Source organism: Anoxybacillus tepidamans PS2, from assembly GCF_000620165.1.
GTDB lineage: Bacteria > Bacillota > Bacilli > Bacillales > Anoxybacillaceae > Anoxybacteroides > Anoxybacteroides tepidamans_A.
Window position 1 is genome coordinate 16530 of record NZ_JHVN01000024.1, and the last position, 22934, is coordinate 39463.

General features: G+C 41.0%; 33 protein-coding genes. 30 read left to right on the top strand and 3 right to left on the bottom strand.

Features of this window, described 5'->3' with window-relative positions; all coding sequences use genetic code 11:
• The first annotated feature begins 12 nt into the window (after positions 1 to 12).
• The 26 genes from N667_RS18825 (at position 13) to N667_RS0115370 (ending at position 19406) form a co-directional block, all read left to right on the top strand.
• Positions 13 to 216 carry a hypothetical protein gene (locus N667_RS18825; RefSeq protein ID WP_035099076.1) on the top strand — a complete coding sequence of 68 codons (204 nt, stop codon included), beginning with the start codon at positions 13 to 15 and terminating at the stop codon, positions 214 to 216.
• 137 nt (positions 217 to 353) lie between these two features.
• On the top strand, positions 354 to 578 hold the full coding sequence (locus N667_RS0115240; protein WP_027410355.1) for a hypothetical protein: 225 nt from the start codon (positions 354 to 356) through the stop codon (positions 576 to 578).
• A gap of 196 nt (positions 579 to 774) precedes the next feature.
• Positions 775 to 1803, top strand: a complete 1029-nt coding sequence (locus N667_RS0115245) for a hypothetical protein (protein WP_027410356.1) — start codon at positions 775 to 777, stop codon at positions 1801 to 1803.
• A 177-nt stretch (positions 1804 to 1980) separates the two neighbouring features.
• Positions 1981 to 2202 carry a hypothetical protein gene (locus N667_RS0115250; protein WP_027410357.1) on the top strand — a complete coding sequence of 74 codons (222 nt, stop codon included), beginning with the start codon at positions 1981 to 1983 and terminating at the stop codon, positions 2200 to 2202.
• A gap of 558 nt (positions 2203 to 2760) precedes the next feature.
• On the top strand, positions 2761 to 3078 hold the full coding sequence (locus tag N667_RS0115260; protein ID WP_027410358.1) for an HNH endonuclease: 318 nt from the start codon (positions 2761 to 2763) through the stop codon (positions 3076 to 3078).
• A gap of 233 nt (positions 3079 to 3311) precedes the next feature.
• A complete protein-coding gene (locus tag N667_RS0115270; protein WP_027410359.1) occupies positions 3312 to 3683 on the top strand; it encodes a hypothetical protein in 372 nt (123 codons plus the stop codon).
• Positions 3684 to 3690: 7 nt separating this feature from the next.
• Positions 3691 to 5379, top strand: coding sequence for a terminase large subunit (locus N667_RS0115275; RefSeq protein ID WP_035099108.1), 1689 nt, complete (start codon positions 3691 to 3693; stop codon positions 5377 to 5379).
• 13 nt (positions 5380 to 5392) lie between these two features.
• Positions 5393 to 6613: a phage portal protein gene (locus tag N667_RS0115280; RefSeq protein ID WP_027410361.1), complete on the top strand. Its 1221-nt coding sequence runs from the start codon at positions 5393 to 5395 to the stop codon at positions 6611 to 6613.
• Positions 6567 to 7289 carry a head maturation protease, ClpP-related gene (locus N667_RS0115285; RefSeq protein WP_035099078.1) on the top strand — a complete coding sequence of 241 codons (723 nt, stop codon included), beginning with the start codon at positions 6567 to 6569 and terminating at the stop codon, positions 7287 to 7289. Before N667_RS0115280 ends, N667_RS0115285 begins: the two co-directional genes overlap by 47 nt.
• A complete protein-coding gene (locus N667_RS0115290; protein ID WP_027410363.1) occupies positions 7282 to 8520 on the top strand; it encodes a phage major capsid protein in 1239 nt (412 codons plus the stop codon). The genes N667_RS0115285 and N667_RS0115290 overlap by 8 nt, the downstream gene beginning before the upstream one ends.
• Before the next feature lie 47 nt (positions 8521 to 8567).
• Positions 8568 to 8858, top strand: a complete 291-nt coding sequence (locus N667_RS18830; protein WP_035099080.1) for a hypothetical protein — start codon at positions 8568 to 8570, stop codon at positions 8856 to 8858.
• Between the two features lie 2 nt (positions 8859 to 8860).
• Complete coding sequence (locus N667_RS0115300) at positions 8861 to 9145, top strand: head-tail connector protein (protein WP_027410365.1); 285 nt, start codon at positions 8861 to 8863, stop codon at positions 9143 to 9145.
• A complete protein-coding gene (locus N667_RS0115305) occupies positions 9126 to 9434 on the top strand; it encodes a hypothetical protein (RefSeq protein WP_035099082.1) in 309 nt (102 codons plus the stop codon). Before N667_RS0115300 ends, N667_RS0115305 begins: the two co-directional genes overlap by 20 nt.
• Entirely contained in the window at positions 9409 to 9807 is a 399-nt protein-coding gene (locus N667_RS0115310) for an HK97 gp10 family phage protein (RefSeq protein ID WP_232223984.1), read from the top strand. The genes N667_RS0115305 and N667_RS0115310 overlap by 26 nt, the downstream gene beginning before the upstream one ends.
• On the top strand, positions 9807 to 10127 hold the full coding sequence (locus tag N667_RS0115315) for a hypothetical protein (protein ID WP_027410368.1): 321 nt from the start codon (positions 9807 to 9809) through the stop codon (positions 10125 to 10127). The genes N667_RS0115310 and N667_RS0115315 overlap by 1 nt, the downstream gene beginning before the upstream one ends.
• Before the next feature lie 4 nt (positions 10128 to 10131).
• Positions 10132 to 10719 carry a major tail protein gene (locus N667_RS0115320; RefSeq protein ID WP_027410369.1) on the top strand — a complete coding sequence of 196 codons (588 nt, stop codon included), beginning with the start codon at positions 10132 to 10134 and terminating at the stop codon, positions 10717 to 10719.
• 2 nt (positions 10720 to 10721) lie between these two features.
• Entirely contained in the window at positions 10722 to 11096 is a 375-nt protein-coding gene (locus N667_RS18835; RefSeq protein WP_051530066.1) for a hypothetical protein, read from the top strand.
• A gap of 7 nt (positions 11097 to 11103) precedes the next feature.
• Positions 11104 to 11277: a hypothetical protein gene (locus tag N667_RS20075; RefSeq protein WP_198020561.1), complete on the top strand. Its 174-nt coding sequence runs from the start codon at positions 11104 to 11106 to the stop codon at positions 11275 to 11277.
• Positions 11278 to 11292: 15 nt separating this feature from the next.
• Positions 11293 to 14010 carry a hypothetical protein gene (locus N667_RS0115335; RefSeq protein WP_027410371.1) on the top strand — a complete coding sequence of 906 codons (2718 nt, stop codon included), beginning with the start codon at positions 11293 to 11295 and terminating at the stop codon, positions 14008 to 14010.
• 3 nt (positions 14011 to 14013) lie between these two features.
• Complete coding sequence (locus N667_RS0115340; protein WP_027410372.1) at positions 14014 to 15447, top strand: distal tail protein Dit; 1434 nt, start codon at positions 14014 to 14016, stop codon at positions 15445 to 15447.
• Positions 15444 to 16412 (top strand): phage tail spike protein, encoded by a 969-nt coding sequence (locus N667_RS0115345; RefSeq protein ID WP_027410373.1) that lies wholly within the window; start codon positions 15444 to 15446, stop codon positions 16410 to 16412. The genes N667_RS0115340 and N667_RS0115345 overlap by 4 nt, the downstream gene beginning before the upstream one ends.
• Before the next feature lie 273 nt (positions 16413 to 16685).
• Positions 16686 to 17843, top strand: a complete 1158-nt coding sequence (locus tag N667_RS0115350) for a hypothetical protein (RefSeq protein ID WP_156936144.1) — start codon at positions 16686 to 16688, stop codon at positions 17841 to 17843.
• A gap of 13 nt (positions 17844 to 17856) precedes the next feature.
• Positions 17857 to 18138, top strand: coding sequence for a hypothetical protein (locus tag N667_RS0115355; protein WP_027410375.1), 282 nt, complete (start codon positions 17857 to 17859; stop codon positions 18136 to 18138).
• Positions 18139 to 18161: 23 nt separating this feature from the next.
• A complete protein-coding gene (locus tag N667_RS20360; RefSeq protein ID WP_269528361.1) occupies positions 18162 to 18296 on the top strand; it encodes a hypothetical protein in 135 nt (44 codons plus the stop codon).
• Between the two features lie 4 nt (positions 18297 to 18300).
• Positions 18301 to 18714 (top strand): holin family protein, encoded by a 414-nt coding sequence (locus tag N667_RS0115365; RefSeq protein WP_027410376.1) that lies wholly within the window; start codon positions 18301 to 18303, stop codon positions 18712 to 18714.
• Positions 18714 to 19406 (top strand): N-acetylmuramoyl-L-alanine amidase, encoded by a 693-nt coding sequence (locus tag N667_RS0115370; protein ID WP_027410377.1) that lies wholly within the window; start codon positions 18714 to 18716, stop codon positions 19404 to 19406. The genes N667_RS0115365 and N667_RS0115370 overlap by 1 nt, the downstream gene beginning before the upstream one ends.
• Before the next feature lie 66 nt (positions 19407 to 19472).
• On the opposite strand, the gene N667_RS0115375 is transcribed toward N667_RS0115370, so the two are convergent.
• Positions 19473 to 20018, bottom strand: a complete 546-nt coding sequence (locus N667_RS0115375) for a hypothetical protein (RefSeq protein ID WP_051530067.1) — start codon at positions 20016 to 20018, stop codon at positions 19473 to 19475.
• A gap of 193 nt (positions 20019 to 20211) precedes the next feature.
• Here N667_RS0115375 and N667_RS0115380 point away from each other — a divergent pair, with 193 nt between their 5' ends.
• A complete protein-coding gene (locus tag N667_RS0115380; RefSeq protein ID WP_027410379.1) occupies positions 20212 to 20847 on the top strand; it encodes a hypothetical protein in 636 nt (211 codons plus the stop codon).
• A 180-nt stretch (positions 20848 to 21027) separates the two neighbouring features.
• Positions 21028 to 21546: an Ltp family lipoprotein gene (locus N667_RS0115385; RefSeq protein ID WP_027410380.1), complete on the top strand. Its 519-nt coding sequence runs from the start codon at positions 21028 to 21030 to the stop codon at positions 21544 to 21546.
• Positions 21547 to 21557: 11 nt separating this feature from the next.
• On the opposite strand, the gene N667_RS0115390 is transcribed toward N667_RS0115385, so the two are convergent.
• Positions 21558 to 21842 (bottom strand): helix-turn-helix transcriptional regulator, encoded by a 285-nt coding sequence (locus tag N667_RS0115390; protein ID WP_051530068.1) that lies wholly within the window; start codon positions 21840 to 21842, stop codon positions 21558 to 21560.
• 254 nt (positions 21843 to 22096) lie between these two features.
• Here N667_RS0115390 and N667_RS20245 point away from each other — a divergent pair, with 254 nt between their 5' ends.
• Together N667_RS20245 and N667_RS20250 are read left to right on the top strand one after the other, a co-directional pair.
• Positions 22097 to 22555, top strand: a complete 459-nt coding sequence (locus tag N667_RS20245) for a hypothetical protein (RefSeq protein ID WP_051530069.1) — start codon at positions 22097 to 22099, stop codon at positions 22553 to 22555.
• The gene (locus tag N667_RS20250; protein WP_232223985.1) at positions 22548 to 22706 is read left to right on the top strand and encodes a hypothetical protein; all 159 of its coding nucleotides are present in this window, start codon (positions 22548 to 22550) and stop codon (positions 22704 to 22706) included. Before N667_RS20245 ends, N667_RS20250 begins: the two co-directional genes overlap by 8 nt.
• Here N667_RS20250 and N667_RS20255 read toward each other — a convergent pair.
• Positions 22694 to 22934: hypothetical protein (locus N667_RS20255; RefSeq protein ID WP_027410383.1), on the bottom strand; the 241-nt coding region annotated here is incomplete at its 5' end. The genes N667_RS20250 and N667_RS20255 overlap by 13 nt on opposite strands.

Consider the following 22934-nt stretch of genomic DNA (forward strand, 5'->3'; position numbering starts at 1 on the left):
GAGAATATTGCCATGAAAGTGAAAGAACTCATTGAAGAACTGCAAAAATTAGAGCAAGATGCAGAAGTGCGTATCAATCTTCTAAGGGGAATGCGACCACTTGGAACAAGACCTATCCAAGAAATTTCATCTTGTATTGATTTGGATAAAAACTGCATTCTTTATGTTATAGATGTAGATATTGAGATTGAGTACCCAACGGTTAAAGAAAAATAGTAGTGTCCAAAACAGATGTTGAGTGTAAATAAAAATGGACGATTTTGTCGTGTAAATGCCACTAATAACTGAGAGAGTTTTGATTAGTTTGTAAATATAACCTCTTTTTGCTAAATTGCTAATAAAGGAGGAGTTATATGGTTGCAGATAAGTTGAGTGAAAAGACTCGATCAGCAATTAAAGTTAGTTTAGGAATTAGAAAGAGTAGTTCTAAAGCTACTTGTAGTAATTGCTTTTACCGCCCTATAGAGAAGATTTGTAACAAACATCATATTAAAACACAAGATAACGAAACTTGTGATTATTATAAAAGGGATACAAAATTTAAGTTTATAAGTGGTGGGCGAATGTCACCAAGATAGGATTAATCTTGCGTCACCCGATTGGGTGGCGTTTTTTATGAAAAAAAGACCTTTTGTATACTTTGTAAACCAAGTATATAATCACAATTGTAATTATAGTACATACAAATAAATTTTATTAGGTATGTAGAGATAATAAAGTTTAGTGTACTTATTAAAAAACAAATTTTGTAAAAAGCTGTTTAGGAGGGATAACATGAAATTAGGTAAGGCATTATCAATTGTACTAGTATCTGCATTATTAATGGGGGTAACAACGTTGATTCCGAATACCCCGAGTGCCCAAGCTGCTGTCAATGTTCCATATGTGAAACCGGAAATCATTCAGGAACAATGGGCTATCGGTGATTACGTAAATAGTATTGGGCAGGTGTTCGAGGACGCAGCTCGGAATGTGGGTTTTAAAACATCAAAGGCAGAACCGGGGACGTTGGTTGTTGAGCTAAGAAAGAAAGAATATTGTTGCTGGGAGTCAATTCGTACTTCAAATGCTACATATAGAGCCTTTCTTTACAATGAGCCATATATGTTAGATGGTAGAAACGAAAGTGCTCCAGCTGCAACAGATATCTTTGATAAGGCAATGGACTTTATAAATAAAAATGATAAAGAAAACTTCTACCTAAGAATAGCCTTCAATATAAAAAAACCTGACAGTGACCATACGTATTGGTTGGCATTTTTAGGATCGAATGATCCGAGATCTTATTACTATAAGGCTTACTTTTATCCAGGAGTAAATCTTGTTCCTCTATCACGAGCGCAGAGGGATGCCTACTTTAAAGGACAAAATATTAATATTGGTGCAAGCAGTGGAAACAATACCGGTTCTAATACAAGTAACAAACCAACGATTCCAAAACTGAATGTCAAATACATTGGACGATTGGTGGTTAAGAGTAACAATGTTGCTATGTATAATTCGAAAGGTGAGATACACCGTAGGTTGAAAAGAGGAGAAGACATCCGGGTGTATGCGATTCAAGGAAATCGCTATTTAATTGGAGGCGGATATTATGTATTGAAAAGTAGCAGTACCTCTTTCTATGTAGGAACCATTTACTCGAAAAAAGGAGACATGGTTATATATTCGCCTAATGGAAAAGTATATAAAAAAATTAAGCCTAAACAAACTGTGAAAGTTTATTCGACCAAAAACAACGTATATCAAATCGGTGGAGGATACTACGTGCTCCCTGGAAGCAATATTGTATTCCAGCGATAGGGGATGAGGACACGATTATGAATTCGTGAATGAACATAAGTATAAATGGCTGATAACATTCAAATGTTCAAGGTACTAAAAGAAGGCGTATTGGCTCTGATGTCGTAATTTGACGAATAAACAATATGGAAAAGCTTCTCCTTTTGCTGTATGGTGTAGGCGAGAGGAGGGATAGAGATGGAAAATTATAAGGTCACATATTACTTTAGTAAAGAATTTTATGTAACTCAAATTGTGGAAGCTGCCTCCAAGGAAGCAGCAATGAGAGATGTAAAAGGTGAAAAAGTTGTACGTTTTGAAGATTCAAAAGGAATTCTTTATGAATTTGATATGAGTGATGTTAAACTGATTACTGTTAGTGAATTCAAACAACCTAGAGTAATCGCAAAACCTTTCTAATTATAGTGAAAGCATCCTTCGGGGTGCTTTTTTATTCTGAGTGATTTTATGCTCGAGTCACCCTAAATAACCTTGGGCTTATCCTTATTATCTTAACCTGGTTAAAGGAAGGTAAATAAAATATAAAAATAACCAAGAAATTAGTGTTTATATCACCACAAGGCTTATAGAAAAAGCCTGATAAAAGCCAAAAGACCTTACACAGTTCCCTGTAAGGTCTTTTTATTTATAATTTATTTGACTGCGAAGCCCAATCTAATTTGTTCTATTTCTAAAAAGATTGAGCTTCGCTAGGTATTCCAAAATATAAAACTTAGCTATTTCTTGAATTTGTCTGAATAGTATTTTTCAAGACAATATAAAATTAATCCGCCGACTACTGTGCTAACAATGCCCGATATTATATTAAACAAAATATCCATCGTGGTGATTCCCCCTTAAAGGGAATACCCAGCGAGGCTACTAATATGATGTATGCAGAAAAATTGGAAAGTATTCCACTACAAGAACGCTATGGAGCATCTAATTAGGGTGCTTTTTTATTTGGAGTTGATATTTATGAAAGACTGGGCTAAATATTTTTATAAATCGAAAGCGTGGCGACAGTGTCGTGACGCTTATTTTGCTTTTAAGCATGGATTGTGTGAACGTTGTCAGAGACCAGGGAAGATTGTTCATCACAAGATATGGCTTACTTCAGAGAACATCAATGACCCAGATGTTAGTTTGAATTGGAGTAATCTTGAGTTGCTATGTCAAGATTGCCATAACAGAGAACATCATGAGAAGCATAGCGCAACAAGACATGATGTGATGTTTGATGAGAATGGGGATTTGGTGAGGAGTGAATCATATGAAAATCATAATGGTATGTAAAGAATGCACCAAACCAGCAGATGTAGACAAAGAAAAAAGCAACGAGAATTGGACAGTGTATAAAAACACATGCAGCAAATGCGGTGGAAGTATCATTCCAAAAGTTGAATAGCCCCCCTATTTCAAAGTTTAGGAGGTTCAGACAGGGACCGGTGGGGGTACCTTCGCGTAACACACAGGTTTTGCGCGTGACCCCCCTCCCTAAAAACAGACAGAAAGGTAGGTGGTTTTTTATGGCGAGAAAAAAGGAGTTGACGAAAGATGAACGGATTTCGAAGGAGGAAAAACGATTAAGAAAAAGCTACAAGGATTTACCGAAAGATAAAATGCAGGTTGTCGATGGATTGATTCGACGTGCTGCTTACATGCGTGTGACGCTGGAAGACATGGAAAAAGATTTAGACGAAAACGGCTTTGTCGAGATGTTTACGCAGTCTGAAAAGACAGAGCCTTATGAGCGGGAACGACCAGTGGCGCGCTTGTATAATACGATGAATAAAAATTATCAAAGTATCATTAAGCAGTTGTCTGAGTTGTTGCCAAAAGAAGGTCCAAGGGAAGAGGACGACGATGGGTTTGAAGCGTTCGTGATGAGCCGTGACTAAGCAGCGAATGATTAGATATCCTTTGGCCTATAATCCCATTTTGGAGTATTGGGGAAAAATCGAAAGTGGCGAAGAGATCGTTTCGAATAAAGTTCGCTGTGTTTATAAAAAACTCGTCAATGATATCTATGATCCGAATAGTGAGTGGGAATACAACCCGAAGCGTGCCAATCACGCTATTGAGTTCATAGAGAATTTCTGCAAGCACTCCAAAGGAAAGATGGGCGGTAAACCATTTATTCTGGAGCTGTGGCAAAAAGCATTGATCGCATCGGTGTTTGGTTTCGTTCACAAAATTGACGGAACAAGAAAATATCGCGAGTTAATTTTAGTCGTTGCGCGCAAAAACGGGAAATCGGCGTTGGGTTCGGCCATTGCGTTATATATGCAGGTGGCCGATGGAGAACCGGGGCCAGAGGTGGTTTCGGCTGCCACGAAAAAAGACCAGGCAAAAATCATTTGGTTAGAAGCGAAGCGAATGGTCAAAAAATCACCGGCACTGCGGAAGCGCGTAAAGACGTTGGTTGCTGAACTAATCAGTGAATTCAACGATGGTTCGTTTAAACCTTTATCCAGTGACAGTAATACTCTTGATGGATTAAACGTTCATTGTGCATTGATCGATGAGCTCCATGCTCATGCTATTGAAGATAAAAACCTATATGACGTTATCGTTGATGGCATGAGTGCGCGGGAGCAGCCACTCACCGTTATCACGACGACAGCAGGAACCGTGCGCGAAGGGATTTTTGACATTAAGTATGATGAGGCTGAGCGTATCATCAATGGATATGATGACCCTGACGGTTATAAAGACGAACGCGTCTTGCCGATCATCTATGAATTGGACAGTCGTGACGAATGGACGGATGAAAAGTGCTGGAGGAAAGCCAATCCTGGTCTTGGTACTATCAAAAAATATGACGAGTTGAAACGGAAGGTTGAGAAGGCGAAAGCGAATCCGTTACTTGTCAAAAACCTTCTGACGAAAGACTTCAATATTCGCGAAACATCAAGCGAAGCATGGCTCACATTTGAGCAATTAAACAATACGGAAATATTTAATATAGCAAGGCTTTGTCCGACATATGGTATCGGTGGAGTGGATTTATCAAGCACAACCGACTTAACATCGGCTTGTGTTTTATTTATGCTCCCAAACGATGACAAAATTTATTTCGAACACATGTATTGGTTGCCTGGGGATTTGTTAGAGCAACGGGCGAAAGAAGATAAAATTCCTTATGACATCTGGAACGAACAAGGGTTGCTTCGAACGTGTCCTGGCAATAGTGTTCATCCGAAATATGTAACCGAATGGTATTTAGAAGTGATGAATGAAAAAGGAATCTACTTACCTTGGATTGGTTACGACAGCTGGAGCGCTAAATATTGGGTCGAGGAAATGGAAGGTTTCTTCGGAAAAGAGGCGATGATTCCAGTTATCCAGGTCAAAAAAACTTTGTCGGCGCCTATGAAGAAACTGGGGGCTGATTTGGAAGCGAAAAAAGTTGTGTACAACAACAATCCGATCACTAAATGGTGCTTGTCGAACACAAGTATTGAGATTGACAAGAACGGCAATATCCAGCCAATCAAGAGTAACCAACGTCGCCGTATTGATGGTCTAGCAGCAATGTTGAACGCCTATGTCGTGTTGCAACAAAAGTTGAATGATTACCTAAACATGATTTAAAGGAGGTGAGCGTATGGCATTTTGGAACAGGTGGTTTAGAAATAAGACCCCAGAATCGACTGGGATAAAGTTTGAACTAATTACGGAACGCGGCAACGGCTTTTATTCTTGGCACGGCGATCTTTATAAGTCTGATATTGTACGTTCGTCGATAAGACCTACTGCAAGGGCCATCGGCAAATTGGTCGCAAAACATGTGAGGGAAGGCCCAGACGGAATTAAAATTAATCCGGAGCCGTATATGAGATTCCTTTTAGAAGAACCAAATCCGTTTATGTCGGGGCAGATGTTACAAGAGAAGCTGGCAACACAGTTGCTGCTTAACAACAATGCTTTCGCATTGATTGTTCGTGATCCATTCGGATACCCATCGCAAATTTATCCCATTCCTTGTGTGTCGACGGAAGCTGTTTATGATAAATCCGGCGAACTGTATTTGAAATTTACGTTGCGAAATGGGAAGTTGGTACAATTCCCTTATCGTGACATTATTCATTTAAGGCAAGATTTCCATCAGAATGATATTTTCGGGGATAGTCCAGCTGAAGCGATCACATCATTAATGGAAATCATCAATACAACCGACCAAGGAATTGTAAAAGCAATCCGAAACAGTAATGTTATTAAGTGGTTGCTAAAATTTAAACAAGTGCTGCGACCGGAAGATGTGAAAAAGAATGTCGATGAATTCGTACGAAACTATCTGTCTATCGATAGCGAGACGGGCGGAGCGGCGGCAGCTGATGCAAAATACGATATTGAGCAAGTGAAACCAGAAAGCTATGTACCCGATGATAAGCAGATGGATAAAACGATGCAGCGGGTATATAGCTTTTTTAATACCAATGAAAAAATTGTTCAATCGAAATTCACAGAAGACGAATGGGTTTCCTATTACGAGGCAACGATTGAACCAATTGCTATCCAGATGAGTTATGAGTTTACGAGGAAACTATTTAACCGTAAAGAGCGTAGCTTTGGAAACAAAATCATTTTCGAAGCTTCGAATCTGCAATATGCAAGTATGCAAACGAAGTTGTCCTTAGTTCAGATGGTCGATAGAGGAGCCATGACGCCAAACGAATGGCGGCAAATTCTGAACATGGGACCAATTGAAGGCGGAGATATGCCGATTCGTCGCTTGGATACTGCAACCGTATCGACAACGGAAGGAGGTGAGACCGGGGATGAAGGTCAAGGGAAAGGACAATCTGGCCAACCTACTAAAAGTTAAAAACTTTACCGAGACGAGCGCTGACCTCTACTTTTACGGTGACATCGTATCTAGTTGGTGGGGAGCGTGGGATGATACCGATCAATATCCTAGTGCTGTTCGCGATTTTTTGAATGAAGCGAAGGGGAAAAATCTCAATATCTATATCAATAGCGGTGGTGGATCTGTGTTTGCTGGAATGGCTATCTACAACATGTTGAAACGACATGAAGGGTTTAAGACGGTATATGTCGATGGTGTTGCAGCTTCGATCGCATCGGTGATTGCACTAGCTGGTGATAAAGTTATCATTCCAGCAAACGCTTATTTCATGATTCACAAGCCGTGGACAAGTGGATATGGAAACGCCAATGATTTTAGAGAAATGGCTGATATGCTTGATAAAGTTGAAGAGGGCATTCTCAATGTATACAAAGAGCATATCGTTGATGGTGTAGATATTGAGATTATCAAGGAAATGATGGCGAACGAAACATGGATGACAGGGGAAGAAGCAGCAAAGCACTTTAATATCGAAGTAGGACAAGCCATCGAAGCAGTAGCATATAACGGTGAAATTTTAGATAAGTTTCAGAACGCGCCACAACAATTAAAAAAAGTGAGGAAACAAAGTCTTGCTGAATATCAAGCAAGACTTAATTTTTTGAAACTCAAAGGAGGAATGATGGATGAATAAGAAAGAATATCTTGCAAAGCGCAAAGCACTATTAGAAGCAGCAGAAAAAGCGTTAAACGAAGGGAAACTTGAAGAATTTAAAGCGAAGGAAAAAGAAATCAACGATCTGGATGGGCAGTTTGAAGATTTTGCGAAAGCCCAGGCAAACATGAATGCTTTGAAAGACAAAGCGCCTGCTGCTGTCGTTATTGATATGGCAGCTGGTGATAATGGCGTTGTTGCTTCTACAAAGCCAATTGAGGTAAAAGACGAGAAACAAATTTATCTTAACGCATGGGCTAAGGAAATGATGGGGCAACCACTTGCTGAACAAGAAAAAGTGGTATTTGACAAATTTAACGCAGATATTCGCAATGCTATGCAGACAACTGCCACACATGCGGTTATTATTCCGGAAAGTGTTCGCGAAGGAATCTGGCGTGAAGCAGGTGAACTATTCCCGATCATTGGCGATGTTCGCATGACATTTGTTCCAGGTGACTTGACGATCATCAAAGAAACAAACGCCGGTGGTGATGCTGAATGGTATGATGAAGAAACGGAAGTCGCAGACAGCGAATTTGGATTTGGTGAATTGAATCTTACTGGGTGCGAACTTGCAAAATCCATTCCGATTAGCTGGAAACTTCGCAAAATGTCTATTGATGCATTCATCCCTTACATTCAAACATTACTTGCAGAGAAGTTAGGGGCTGCACTGGCGAAAGGAATTGTGAGTGGATTAGGTAAACCAGGAGCAGGAGACACATTTAAAGCACAACCAAAAGGGATTGTGACGGCACTTGTAGCAGAATCCGGAACGCCACAGATTATTGAATATGACGATACAGATGTATTAACTTATGATAAATTGGCGAAAGCGATGGGATTAATCAAATCAGCATACAAGAGCGGCGCTGTGATTTACGCGAAAAGCACGACGATTTGGAATAAGTTAGCACTTATTAAAGACAATCAAGGACGACCTTTGTTTGTTCCTGATGTTACTAGTGGTGGAGTTGGACGTATTTTCGGTTTACCAGTCAAAGAAGAGGATTCCGTTCCTGATGATGCTATCTTGTTTGGTAACGTTACACGAGGCTATGTGATAAACGTGAATGAGGATATGACAATTTATACAGAAGATCACGTAAAGAAACGTTATACGGATTACATGGTGTATGCGATTGTTGACGGCGATGTCATGACAACTAAAGCATTTGCTTACATTCGTAAGAAAGTTCAAGTTTAATAAGACGGGGGGGGTTTCCCGTCTTTTTCTTTTGGAGGTGACTGAAATTGGCGAAAAAGAGAACGGAGAACAATGAAGTGTTGATAGAAAAGGAGACAGTAGAAATCAACGAAACACCGGAAATACAGGGTGGTGGGTTTAAGGTACAAGACGAAACAGTGGAAAATGATGATGTGAAGATTGCCAAAGAGACGACAGAGAAAACTATCGTATTTCAAGCAGTACGGCCTATGACGTTCGAGGAACATATGGAAATCTCACGCCGGCTACGCCATGAGCAAAAACAAAGTGGTGTAACCATTGTGTTATTGCCTTACAGTGGCAAAGTTGGTGAATAACCATGTTGGAATCTGTAAAGCTAGCATTACGTGTGACCATCAGTGATTTTGACGAGGAAATTCAAGATTTAATTAACGCGGCAAAACGCGATCTTGGGGTTGCTGGTGTTGATGTTATTGATGAAACCGATCCGTTGATTCGTCGCGCTATCATCACCTACTGCAAAGCGAATTTCGGCTATGACAATCCAGAAGCAGAAAGATTTCAACAGTCATACGACATGTTGAAACAGCATTTAAGTTTGTCATATGACTATCGGGTGGTGGATGAAACTGCGACACAATGATGTTATTTATCTTATTTTCACGTCCATTATCGAAGACGAAATTGGCAATCAAATAGAACAAAACATTGAAAGAAAAGTCTATGCCAATGAGTTTTCTGTTTCGGTGACCGAATACTACAATGCGGCAGCTACAGGTATGAGACCGTCAAAGTCATTCGAAATATATTCATTTGAATATCGAGGCGAGGAGAAATTGAAGCACGAGGACATCATTTACCGTATCATTCGTGTGGAATCACGGGGCGAGAAAACGAGGATTACATGTGAAAGGGTGGTTGGTGATGCCTAACATCTCAATCGGCCAATTAGCAAATGAGATTGTGAGCGCGGTTCGCGAATACACCGAAGACGTTTCAAATGGTATTGAGAAGAAAGTCGATGAAGTCGCCAATAAAGTTTTAAAAGAGGTACAGGCATCGGCTCCAAAGCGAACAGGTGAATATGCTCGAACCTTTGTGAAAACCAAGGAAGGTGGCTATGGCCAACACCGCCGGATCATTTGGAACAAGAAACACTACCGTCGTGTTCATTTGTTGGAATTCGGTCATGCAAAGGTGAATGGTGGTCGTGTCCAGGCTTTTCCGCATTTACGTCCGGCGTATGACAAACATACGACTAACCTTGACGATGAAATCAAGCAAATCATAAGGAATGGTGGTTAATGACACAAGTTGAATTGTTTCAAGCGTTGAAAAGCGTCGGCTATCCTATTGCATACGGTTCATTCACTGATCCTGTGACACCGCCATTCATCACATATCAATTTGTAAACTCAAACGACCTAATTGCCGATAATACCAACTATGTATCTATTGAAAATTTCCAGGTCGAGCTATACACAGCGAAAAAGGACCTTACGACCGAGCAAAAAATACAGGATAAGCTCAAGGAATTGGGCTTACCATATCGCAAATTTGAGGCCTACATTGATGAAGAAAAGCTATATCAAATTGTCTACGAAATTCAAATACTAGGAGGATGATAGCATGTCACAAAACAAAGTCACGTTTGGTTTGGAAAAGGTACACATTGCTTTTATTGATGAAACTGCCCAGACACAGCCAGCTTGGAAACCGCCAATTGCTTTGCCTGGCGCTGTAAAATTCAGTCCGGAACCGCAAGGGGAAGAAAGCACATTCTACGCGGATAACGGACCGTACTTCACTTATACATCAAACAATGGCTACAACGCCGAACTCGAAATCGCAAATATTCCAGACGCGGTGTTGGCTGAAATGCTCGGTTGGGAAATTGACAACAACGGCATGCTTGTCGAAACAACGGATGGTATGCCAAAAGAATTTGCGTTGATGGGGCAAGTCCTTGGAGACAAGAAAAATCGTCGTTTTGTCTACTATCGCTGCAAAGCGAGTCGTCCAAGCAAGGAACACAGCACACGTGCTGAATCGGTAGAACCAGCAACAGAGAAGCTGAACATTCGTATTTTGCCAATTGAGGCGAGCGGCAGAAACCTTGTTCGCGGCGTAATGGAGTTGAGCGACACGAATGCAACAGCATACAACGCCTTCTTTAACTCTGTTTATGTTCCAAACTTCGGAACAGGAGGTAACTAATTATGAGAACGATCCAAGTTGGTAATCAAACGATTGGAATCAAAGGAACAGTGTTGACATCGTTCTACTATAAACAGGCTTTTGGTCGAAGTTTATTAGGTGATTTATATAGCATGGAAAGTCTCCAAAAAGATCATTCAAAATTCGATGAATTGCTTTTGCTTCAATTTACTTGGGCTTTAGCAAAAACCTATAATGGCCCAGGGAAGGGGTTCCCCGATTTCGAGACTTGGTTGACCCAGTTAGAACAAGTTGATTTTTCAGATCAAGGTACATGGCAAGCTGTATTGTTTGAAATCAAAGATGGCTTATTTCCCAGAAGCCAACGACCTGGACCAAAGGGAAGTGGAAATCACAAACACAAAAATAGAAGATGATCCGACGATGAAGCTTTTAGTGATAGGAAAACGAGCAGGTCTTTCATTCGAAGAGATCAATGAATTTCGGGTGAAAGATCTTTTTTCTTTTACAGAGGTGTATACAGATCTTCTGTTAGAAAAGGAAAAGCCAGTAAGACGAATGGCTACGCAAGCGGATATTGATGCATTCTTTGCGTGAAAGTGAGGTGAAAGCATGGCAGAAACGGTACGCGGCATAAACGTCGTCATTGGAGCGGATACAACGAAGCTCGGAAAGGCTCTGTCTGACGTTGAATCGAAAAGTAAAAGTATCCAGTCTGAACTGAGACAGGTCGATCGTCTTTTGAAATTTGATCCGTCCAACACGACGTTACTTGCCCAAAAGCAACAACTTCTTGCCCAGCAAATTGAAAACACAAGCGAAAAACTCAATCGCTTGAAATCGGTACAGCAGCAAGTCAATGAGCAGTTTGCACGAGGAGAAATCAGCGAAGGGCAATACCGGGCATTTCAACGCGAGCTCGAAAAGACGGAAGGGCAACTTCGAAACTTGCAAAGTCGACTTGAGGAAACAAAACAGGAGCAAGAGCGAATTGCGACATCTACTAAGCAACTTCAAACCTTGTTTCAAGCGACAGGCAAAAACATAGATGATTTTGCAAATGTGCTTGATGGTAGATTAGTTAGCGCAATCAAGAGTGGGACGGCTTCATCGAAACAGTTGGACGACGCGATTGAGAAAATTGGCCAAGCTGCGCTTGGAACAAACGTTGATCTCGACAAAATGAAAAAGGCTCTTACTTCTGTTGATGATGGAAATTCACTGAAAAATGTCCGGAAAGAATTGAAGAACTTGGCGAACGAGGCGGATGAAGCTGAAAAATCATTCAGTGAACTTGGGGTTGAACTCGAGAACATCGCAGGTGCACTTGTTGCTGGCGGAGGGATTGCAGGAGCAGTCGAGAAGGCACTTGATGTTTCTACCCTAAAAACGAAAATAGACGTAACATTTGAGGTTCCAGAAGAGTCAAAGAAATCAGTAGAAGAAGCCGTGAGGACAATACAAGCATATGGAGTTGATGCAGAAGCAGCACTTGAGGGAGTTCGACGTCAATGGGCTCTCAACAAAGGAGCGAGCGACGAATTAAATACATCTATTGCGAAAGGTGCGGCGGCGATCGTTTCATCTTATGATGGCGTTGATTTTACAGAACTTATTCAAGAAACTCACGAAGTGGCGTCGGAATTAAAGATTTCAAACGAGGATGCGTTGGCGCTCATCAACTCTTTGTTGAAGGTCGGTTTCCCACCAGAACAACTTGACATCATCGCCGAGTACGGTCAACAGTTGCAACGGGCTGGCTACGATGCACAGGAAATTCAAGCGATTTTTGCAGCTGGTGTTGAAACAGAAACATGGAATATCGACAATTTGCTTGATGGTCTGAAAGAAGGAAGAATACGTCTAGCAGAGTTTGGACAAGGCATAGATAAAACGACCGCCGGATTGTTGAAAGGAACAGGTATTTCCGCCAAACAGTTGCAAGAATGGGGAGAAGCAGTTGCCGCAGGCGGGGAAAAAGGGCAAAAAGCGATGGTTGAAGTTGCTAAAGCCCTCAATGGTGTGAAAGATGAAACTACAAAAAATGCGCTCGGCGTGCAGATTTTCGGAACGATGTATGAAGATCAGGGACAAAACATCATCGACACGCTTCTAAATGCGAAAACTACGACGATTGATTTCGGAAAGAACCAAAAGCAATTAAATGACCTTGTTTCTCAAATGGATGCTTCCCCAGCCGTTCAATTGCAACAAGCTTTTGCAGACTTAAAAACTGCATCTGAACCTCTTCTAGACATCATAGCTGATGTAGTTTCAAAAATAGCGGAATGGGTATCAAATAATCCAACGTTAGCGGCAACTATTGCGGCAATAGCTTCTGTAATTGGAATACTTGTTGGTGTGGCGATGGCTTTAGCACCAATATTTGCTACGCTTTCAGGACTTGCGGCAGCTTTTGGAGTCAGTGTTGGAACTATCGCAGCAACGGCAGCGATTGTAGTTGCGGCAATCGCAGGGCTGATTGCAATAGGTATACTAGTCTATAAAAACTGGGATCAGATTAAGACATTTCTACTAAAAACGTGGGATGCAATTAAGACAGCGGCAGTTGCTGTGTGGAACGGAATGAAAGCAACACTTACAGCGGTATGGAACACGATAAAAACAGTTGCTACCTCTGTCTGGGATGGAATTAAGTCGTATTTTACGACGGTTCTAAATGCCTATAAAACAATCTTTATGACAGCCTGGAATGCAATTAAAACAGCTATAACTGTCGTTTGGAATGCGATAAAAAATACGGCCAGCAGTATATTTAGTGGAGTAAAGAACACGATTTCAAATATATGGAACGGGCTTAAATCAACAACAGTGAGCGTATGGAACAGCATTAAATCTGCTATCACTAGTCCGATTCAATCGGCAAAGGACAAGGTTCTAGGCATCATTAATACGATTAAAAATGCTTTTACAAAATTAACATTGAAGATTCCAAAACCGAAGCTTCCAGATATCGATGTAAATTGGAAAAAACTTGGCGTTGGCGACCTTTCCGTAAAAATCCCGACTTTTTCTGTGAATTGGCACGCTGTCGGAGGGGTTTTCACTAAGCCTGTGATTTTTGGAAACGCAGGATTCGGAGATGTAGAAGAAGCGATTGTTCCGTTTGAAGGTAGACATGCGCGGAGAATTGCAGATTTAATTGCAAGAGAAATGGATAAATACCAACAGTCTCAGCAAACGGGTGTTCTTCAAGTAGAAGTTCCAGTGTTTTTGGATGGCCGGGAAGTAGCAAGAGGTAGCTATCGATATATCAATGAAATGCAACAAAAAGAACAGCTGAGGGCATCCCGTTTTGAAGGGAGGTAGGTTATGTCAAGTTTCACTTTTAACGGCGAACGGATGGATTCTGTTGTCGTGCTTCGGGGGAGGAAAAGACCGCCTTGGGCACCAGTTCAACGGAACGTGTTGAAGATGCCAGGGTTTCCTGGTGGGTATCTCCAAAATACAGAAATCGATGTTCGGATATTAGAGGTACCGATTTTCATTAAAGGAGATAACCTTACACATCTACAGCGAGTAAAAGAAGACTTAGCTGCATGGCTAGTTACGGACGAACCGAAAGAATTGATTTTCGATGATGACCCAACAAGGATTTACTACGCCGTTGTGGATGATACATTCGATTTTGAAGAAATTATTCAATTCGGACAGGGAACGATTCGTTTCCTTTGTCCTGATCCGTATGTATATGGACAAGAACAAACACTCAACATTCAATACGATGGGAATGAACAAACGGTTGTTGCACAAAACAACGGAAGTGCGCCGACGTATCCGAAATTTGTGGCCACTTTCAATCAACCAACAACGTTTTTTGACATCATTACCCCATCCGATTACATGCGAATCGGGAAACCAGTCAGTGTTGAAGAAATGGAGGTGCCACGCGAGGAAGTCATGGTCGACGATGAATGCCAATCAACAACAGGATGGGGAAGCGCAACGGAGATCGATGGCACAGCGACAGGAACGATGACATCGGATGGATTGAAATTTCATGTGACCAACTACGGTACCGGAAGCGGCTGGCACGGACCCGCATTGAAAAAGTCGTTGTCGTCACCGATTCAAGATTTCATTGTGGAGGTATGGGTCACACAACGATCGACAGCACCAAACCAAGTGGGAAGGGCAGAGTTCTATTTACTAGATGTGAACAACCGGACACTTGGAAAAATGGCCATGAAAGACTGGATGAAAGATACACATCTGAACTATGGAGAAGCTAGGATAGGCGACAGCGCGCAAGGTACAACCATTATCAACTACGCTGGGAATCACAAAGTTTGGAATGACTTCTATGGTATATTGCGATTGTCCCGAATAGACAACCTTTGGACAGCCTACATTGGAAAATATGACATCAATACAGGAAAGCATTATGCACGTTTGACTGAAACCTTCCGAGATGTGGATGGAAAATGGGATGATCCACTGGCGCAAATTGTAGTGCATCTAGGAGCACGTGCAAACTACCCAACAACAATACAATTCATCGACAAAGTGAAAGTGTGGAAAGTGAATCAAAATACAACGCTGGAGGTTCCGTATATCGCGCAAGCTGGTGACGTCATCGAGATCGACCATGCTACCAATGCTATTTTCAAAAACGGGGAACCATTTTTAAGCGCAAAAGATTTCGGCGCTAATTTTTTTGCGCTCGAGCGAGGGCAAACAGAAATAGCGATTAATCCTGCAGGAGTCGCAACCGTACAAATGACGTTTAGGGAGCGATGGAGATGATACACGTTCTGGATAGAAAGACGGAAAAAATTGTTGCAACACTTGAAAATAAAGTCGGTTATCCAGCGCTCTTTTGGGATGATCGACACAGCGAAAAAGAGGAAAATAACTACAATACGTATGAGTTCACGACAGTGGATGATGGAACCAACCTAGCGGCTGAATATCTGGTGAACAAAAACAAAATCATCATTCAGGATCTTGATGGCTATTTCATCCCATTCACGATTGAGGAAGCCGAACAAGACAGCACAGGTGGACAGCGTGTGAAACGCATCTATGCAGAAGGCGAACATATGGAATTGCGGACAGCAAAAATCATCGAACCAACAACGTTGACGGGAGCCACGATTAACACGGCCCTGGATTTTGTGTTGGAAGGGACCAGATGGCAACGCGGCATCACAGAATTTGCTGGTTCGAGAACGATCAAGATCACTGAATATACAACGGCGTTGGCTTTTCTCAACGCAATCGCATCTGAATTCGATGTTCAACTTCGTTTCCGTGTAGAAATTGACGGAAACCAAATCGTCGGTCGGTACGTGGATGCATTGGTGACGGAAGATATTTTCGACGGGAAGGAAATCACATTTGGAAAAGATGCCATCGGTATTCGGCGTACTGAAAATAGCAGCGATATCTATACCGCACTCTATGCGATTGGTCCGGCAGACGAGAACGGTAAATACGTGACGATCGAGAGCGTGAATGCAGGGCTGAAGTATGTAGAAGACCGCGAAGCACTCGAGCGATGGTCACCAGATGGGCGTCATCTATACGGAATTTTTCAATATCAGTCGGAAGGCGATGAGAGGGTCACCCCGGAACTTCTCAAGCAGAAAGCGCAGGAAGCTCTCAAAAACTATATTGATAGCGTCGTAAAATATGAAGTCGACGCAGTGGCATTAGAGCGAATCACTGGACTTGAACATGAGAAAATTCGAAAAGGAATGACGGTCTGAATCAAGGACGAGAAATTCAATCCTCCACTCTATCTTGAAGCACGGGTACTGGAAACAGAGCGATCTTACACCGCAAAAGATCGTGATACATTCGTGCTAGGAAACTATCGGCAAATAGAAGTTGTGAAGGACCCAGCCATTGCAAAAATCCAATCGAAGCTGTTCAGAAACGAAAATGCATGGTCTTCTAGTACTCGGTTGATTCGCAGTGACACACCGCCGGGGGATACTCACGCCATATGGATTGACACTACCAAAACCCCAGAAGTTCCGATGACATACGACTTTACATCGAGCGAATGGAAAAAAGCAAGTCCAACGGCGGCGGAGGAAATCGGGGCAGAAACACCTAGCGGTGCACAGCAAAAAGCAGAGGCGGCCAAACAAGAAGCAATTCAAGCTGCAGCAGAGGACGCAACCGAAAAAGCAAATCAAGCGGAACAAAACGCGAAAGAGGCTGTTGAGAATGGGCAAGTAAATTTGCCAGCTAACAAATTAATTGGTGCTATCAATACGGCTACAAATAAAATCCAAGCAAGTTCTCAATTCTATTGGGAAGGTGGCGCTTTAATTGCGGTTGACCCCAATAATCCTAACAATGTTGTAAAAATATCAAGTGGTGGTATTGGGGTTTCATCGGATGGCGGGCAAACGTTTAGAAATGCTATTACAGGTGAGGGAATCGTCGGCACGGAAATTATCGCTGAATCCCTTTCATCCATTTCAGCAAATTTAGGAACGGTTACAGCAGGGATATTAAGAGCTGTTACATTAGATTCTGCCACAGGAACATTCTCCGGTTCCCTTAAAACACAAACATTATTAATCGATTCGCAATCGAATCAGTCTCATATGATAAAGATGAGAATGGATGTCGTTGGATCAATACCCCATTATGCGATATTCAAAGGGTTCACTGATCCCGTTGCTGGAACTACACTTCATGTATGTGAAGATCTTAACGGCAACGAAGGTGCTTTCGATGTAATTCGTTTAGATACCTTCCTATTAGATTTAGGCTATGGTGATCTTGTAACGATAGGGAGAATTGTGACAAATAGTTCTGTGACTGCATATGGAGGTTTGGATGTTGTTGATAATGTAGTTTCAACTTCGGGTAGAGGTTGGATTGCACCTACACTTCTAAATGGATGGGTAAACAACGGTTCAGGTTTTGAAATTGCTGGCTATTACAAAGACGCTCTTGGTTTTATACGATTAAAAGGACTCATCAAAGGTGGAACAATGGGAACGACAGCGTTTGTATTGCCTGCCGGATACCGACCTTCCTCAAGACGGGCGTTTCCTGTGATTACGTCTGGAGGTCTGGGGCGCGTGGATATTGACACAGCCGGAAACGTTATTGTGATGTCTTATGGAACAGCATCCAATGGCTATGTGAGTTTAGAAGGAATATGCTTCAACACATAACGAGGTGTTCGTGATGATAAAACAAGTTTCAAGGGTCGATGAAGCCGGTTTTTTCATTGAACCGGTTCTTGTTGATGAAAAGGATACTTTATCTCCAGATTTAATCAAAACTCCTGTACCAGAAGGATTTTATAAGCCAAGATGGGATGGAACCCAGTGGGTAGAAGGCATGTCAGAAGAGGAATTTAATCAGTTAAAAGCCAATCAGCCTGAACCATCACCATCTAGTGATGAGTTAAAACTGAGAGTTGAAAATGTTGAAGGGGCTGTCATAGGCTTAATGGATTGGATGTAAGGAAGGAGAAGGAGATGAAGGATATGTATCAATTCGTTTTAAACATGTGGGTATTCGGAAAGGTAACGGAGCAACAAGTAAGGAGCTATGCACAAAAAGGATTTATTACGCAGCAAGAAGCCGATCAAATTTTAGCGACGCCGCAGGAGGTGAAATAACATAATGGAAAGAGTAGATTTAACCATCAAGTACATCTCAGCTATAATCGGAGCAGTTATCTCATTTACGTTTGGGGGATGGCATACATTGTTAAGTATTTTATTAGCATTTGTCATACTGGATTATGTATCAGGATTCATTGCAGCAGGCATAGAAGGGAAATTGAACAGCAGTACAGGAATGAAAGGGATCGCCAAAAAAGTGGCGGTTTTTTTTGTGGTTGCCGTGGCTCATATGATGGATGTTGCTCTTGGTTATGATGGCCATATTTTGAGAGATGCAACAATCTTTTTCTTTTTGGCCAACGAAGCATTATCCATCCTTGAAAACGTTGGGAGAATCGGGGTTCCTATCCCATCAGCATTGCAAAAAGCTGTTGATATTTTAAGTGATAAAAGTAAAGGAGTTGATAAATAATGGTGAAAATCGTACTTGATGCAGGACATGGTGGAACAGATAGTGGGGCTGTAGGGAATGGTCTACTTGAAAAAAATCTCACTCTGAATATCGTCAAAAAAATCGGTGACATGCTCAAAGACTATGAAGGGGTGGAAGTCATCTACACACGGACGGATGATCGTTTCATTGAGCTTTCTGAACGCGCGACGATCGCGAACCGAGCGAAAGCCGACTTTTTCTTGAGTGTGCATATCAATGCTGGCGGAGGGACGGGATTTGAATCATACATCTATAACGGAAAAGTCAGTTCCGCAGCGATTGCTTATCAAAATGTAATCCATCAAGAAATCATGAAGTCGATTGGTAATGTTAACGACCGAGGCAAGAAACGTGCGAACTATGCTGTGTTGCGAGAAACGAATATGCCAGCCATCCTAACAGAGAATCTTTTCATTGATAGTGCTGGCGATGCTGCAAAACTCAAATCAGAACAATTCCTTCTGCAAGTCGCACATGGCCACGTTGAAGGAATTGCCAAAGCATTCGGCTTGAAGAAAAAAGCTACAACGCTGACACAAACAAAAACGAGTACAACACCTGCACAAGAAAAACTCTATCGTGTGCAAGTCGGGGCGTTCAGCGACAGAAAAAATGCAGAACGGCTTGCGGAAGAGTTGAAAAAGAAAGGATATCCGACGATTATTGTGTGATTGTTTCCCCTGCCTCTAGGCAGGGGATTTTTTTTGTTTGGTGTGGATAGGAATTTTAAATCATTATTACTTCTTGGTGTTTTCCTCTATTGTCATAAAAATCCTCGAGAAAACTTCCTGAATCGTTTTTTTGTTTTTTATATCATTATACAAACGATATTCCCAGTATTTAGGTCCGCTCTTGGTATTAAGGTATCCTGTTGCATAACTTTTAGATCCTGTTTTTAAAGCTCCTTCATATGTTAATGATTCATCCACAAAAGGTAAATAAGACTTTTCTGATTGAATAAAGAAAAAAGGGATTTTAGAATTTCGATAAACCTTAGCATATTTGCTTGCGGCGGCTTCGGATAGATGCTCTTTCATAATAAAAACAGCATCGTAGGAATTAAATTTTTCGTTTTCCAAATCAGAAAATTTTATGGAAACAAACTCTACGTTTTTTTCCCTTACCTCTGGCGGTTTTCCAATTACTCCAATTTTTAATGGTCGACCTTCGTATTCTTTAAAATCCATAAAAGCAGTATTAAAAGTACTACAAGCCGTTAATAAAAATGTTTGAAGTAACAATACTATCGAAATAATAAAGGTTTTAGTTTTTGCAAGTCTCATGTGTGTCATCCCCCTAGTATTCGAAACTACTCTTCAAATATTTTAATCTAAAAATTGTAAAAAATAAATTAAATTAACTAAAAATAAACTTAATTTATTTATATAAAAAATTTTTTTTAAAAAAAGAAGGAATTTTAATAATAGGATAGAATTATATATTTCGACAAAAATAAACTTTTTTGGGGGTATTTCGATGAAAAAATTGTTGCTTTCTGTCTTACCAGCTTTTTTTATTGCCCTGTTGCTTAGTAACAACGCTTTAGCAGCAACAAAGAGTGATGCAGAATTAGACAAAATAAGAAAATCTGGTAACGATTACACAGTGGATCTTACTTATGAACAAGCGGTCAAAAGAGCTGCAGAGCTTTCTGGGAAATCTGTAGATGAAATCAAAAAGGAGAATCCTCAGCCAAATTCAACCAAGGCTGCTACTAATGCTTCCATTACTTCAGCCACTACTTCTGCTACTTGTGGTTGGGTAGAGACTCTTACTACATTAAGTGTTTCAAGCACTTATAAACCTAAATTATCAGTAATTCTTTCCGCTTGCAGAGATGGCTCTTTTGGTTGGGTACAAACAAATGTAAAACCTATGTACCAAGGTATAGTCGCAGATTCAAAAAAATTTGATGGTGACGTTCAAGTTGATCTAGAAAGTACTGGTTTTTACTATGTTGTAAACGGCAGATTCTATAATAATGGTACAGTTACACACACAGGAACTACGGGAGCAAACACAGTTTGGACAGCAACCTATTCTGTTTCCTATTCATCAGATTTTTACAAGTCTTATTACTCGGGTTTGAAATGGAGAGCAGTTGTTAACTAATAAAGATCTACTACATCATCTCCTTTACAAACAAAGATTAGTTTAAAATTTCGTCTTTCAACACTTTGAGTCCCCTCCGTTTGGCGGGGGATTTTTTATTTCCATTACATATTTCGACAATATTCGCGTTGTGAATATGGTACTTTTGGAATCGTGAAAATATATAAAGGGGGCCAAAGTATGAGTGAGAAGAAAAAGAAACCTTTTTACAAACGATGGTGGTTTTGGGTTCTAGCCATAATCGTTGTTGCAGGTGTAGCAGGAGGCGGCGGAGAAAGCAGCGATCAATCAAAGAAAAATGAGAAAAAAGAAACGGCAGAAACAGCAACAACTACAACAGCAACTCCTAAGTCTGAAGAGAAAAAAGAAACGCCAGTTAAAGAAGAAGATACTATTCCAAGAGAATATAAAGCAGCACTACAAAAAGCGGAGTCATACGCTGAAACTATGTATATGTCAAAGGCAGCAATATACGATCAGTTAGTTTCGGAGTACGGCGAAGCATTCCCGAAAGAAGCGGCGCAATACGCTATCGACAATCTTAAGTGGAATTGGAAAGAGAATGCGTTGAAAAAAGCACAGACTTATGCAAAAGAAATGAACATGTCTAATTCGGCAATCTATGAACAGTTAATCTCGGAACATGGTGAAAAATTCACCAAGGAAGAAGCACAATACGCTATTGATAATTTGAAATAAGAAGCAGAAGCCTACTCGCTTTGAGTAGGCTCTTTTTTTGTTTCCTCATAAACGACTTCGCAAAGATCTTCTAAAGATACGCCGATTATACACGAAAGCACATAAGCTTCCTCCAGGTTTGGTTGCGTAACATTTTTACACCATTTATGGAAAGTTTGCTCCGATACACCCATTTTCTCAGCCACACGTTTTTGAATCAGTCCTTTGTCTTTTATCCAGTATTTGATTCTGTTGCGAAAAACGCCTTTAATAGTTTCTCCCTCCCGAAAGTTAATATGACTGTATTTCTTCAACATTCCTTCAAGTCCTCTAATACATTAATTTAACAAAAATTAAATTAAAATTTAATTTTTAGGTATATCCCCGTTTTACTGCTCATAACATGTACCAAAGACGTCGCCCAGACGTCAAAACACTGAAAGGGGAAATGATGAATGACAAAAGAATTGGCTCAACAACTATTGCAAATAAAAGACGTCTATTTGACGTCAGAGGGGAGAAAGATGCTTGAGGCCATTGCAAATGGAGCAGCGCCGGTGACGTCAACCCAATGAATGTGTATCGCCCTACTGTCCGGTACGCTCCTATTTTTCGCGATTATGTGGATGCAGTGTTTCGCGCGACGACATTGGATCGCAATCAAATCATTCGAGCTGCTCTTTTTACCGCGGCGCACGCAAAAGAATTTCAAGCGATTTTGAAGCAGTATCAGAAAAAAGACGTCCCTCTCCCCTCTCCTCTTTGGGAAGTGTCGGACCACCAATTATGGCTGGAACAATGCCCGGAAACGGGGAAGGGAGGTGATGACGTCAATGTTGACTCCACACGAGGAAGAGAAACTGCGACTACTTCTGAACATGCTGCAGGATCACGATTACTACAACAGAATGTACCGTCCACAAATCGACGTGTCAAATCGCCTTCGCGACGAGAGGGGGAGATTCCTGCCGAACAACGCGGACCAATACGCCTTCGGGAAACAGGGGGAATTGTTATTAGATTTGAGTGATATTGATGAAGATGAACCACCTCGGGAGATTAAATTAGTCAAAGTGGAGGGGACTTACGGGACGTATCGCGTTGAAGAGAAAATGAAGCCAAGTGATGTAGTTGCGCTTGTATGTTTTGTTATTATTCTCATCATCGTTTATTTTTCCTGACTCATGTCATGATAAAAAGGCGGAGTAATCTTCTGCCTTCTGTTTTTCAGATTCTGGATTGCGATGGCAATATTTTTGATGCCACAATGATGCCCATTAAAATATAGTTCCATATTGTTCGGTGAATTTTTGGAGGAAAAGACCAACATATAAACTAAGAAAAAACAAGGAAAAATCACTTGATATTGTGCGAAATTATTATCTAATGAATGGGCGGCATGATGTAAT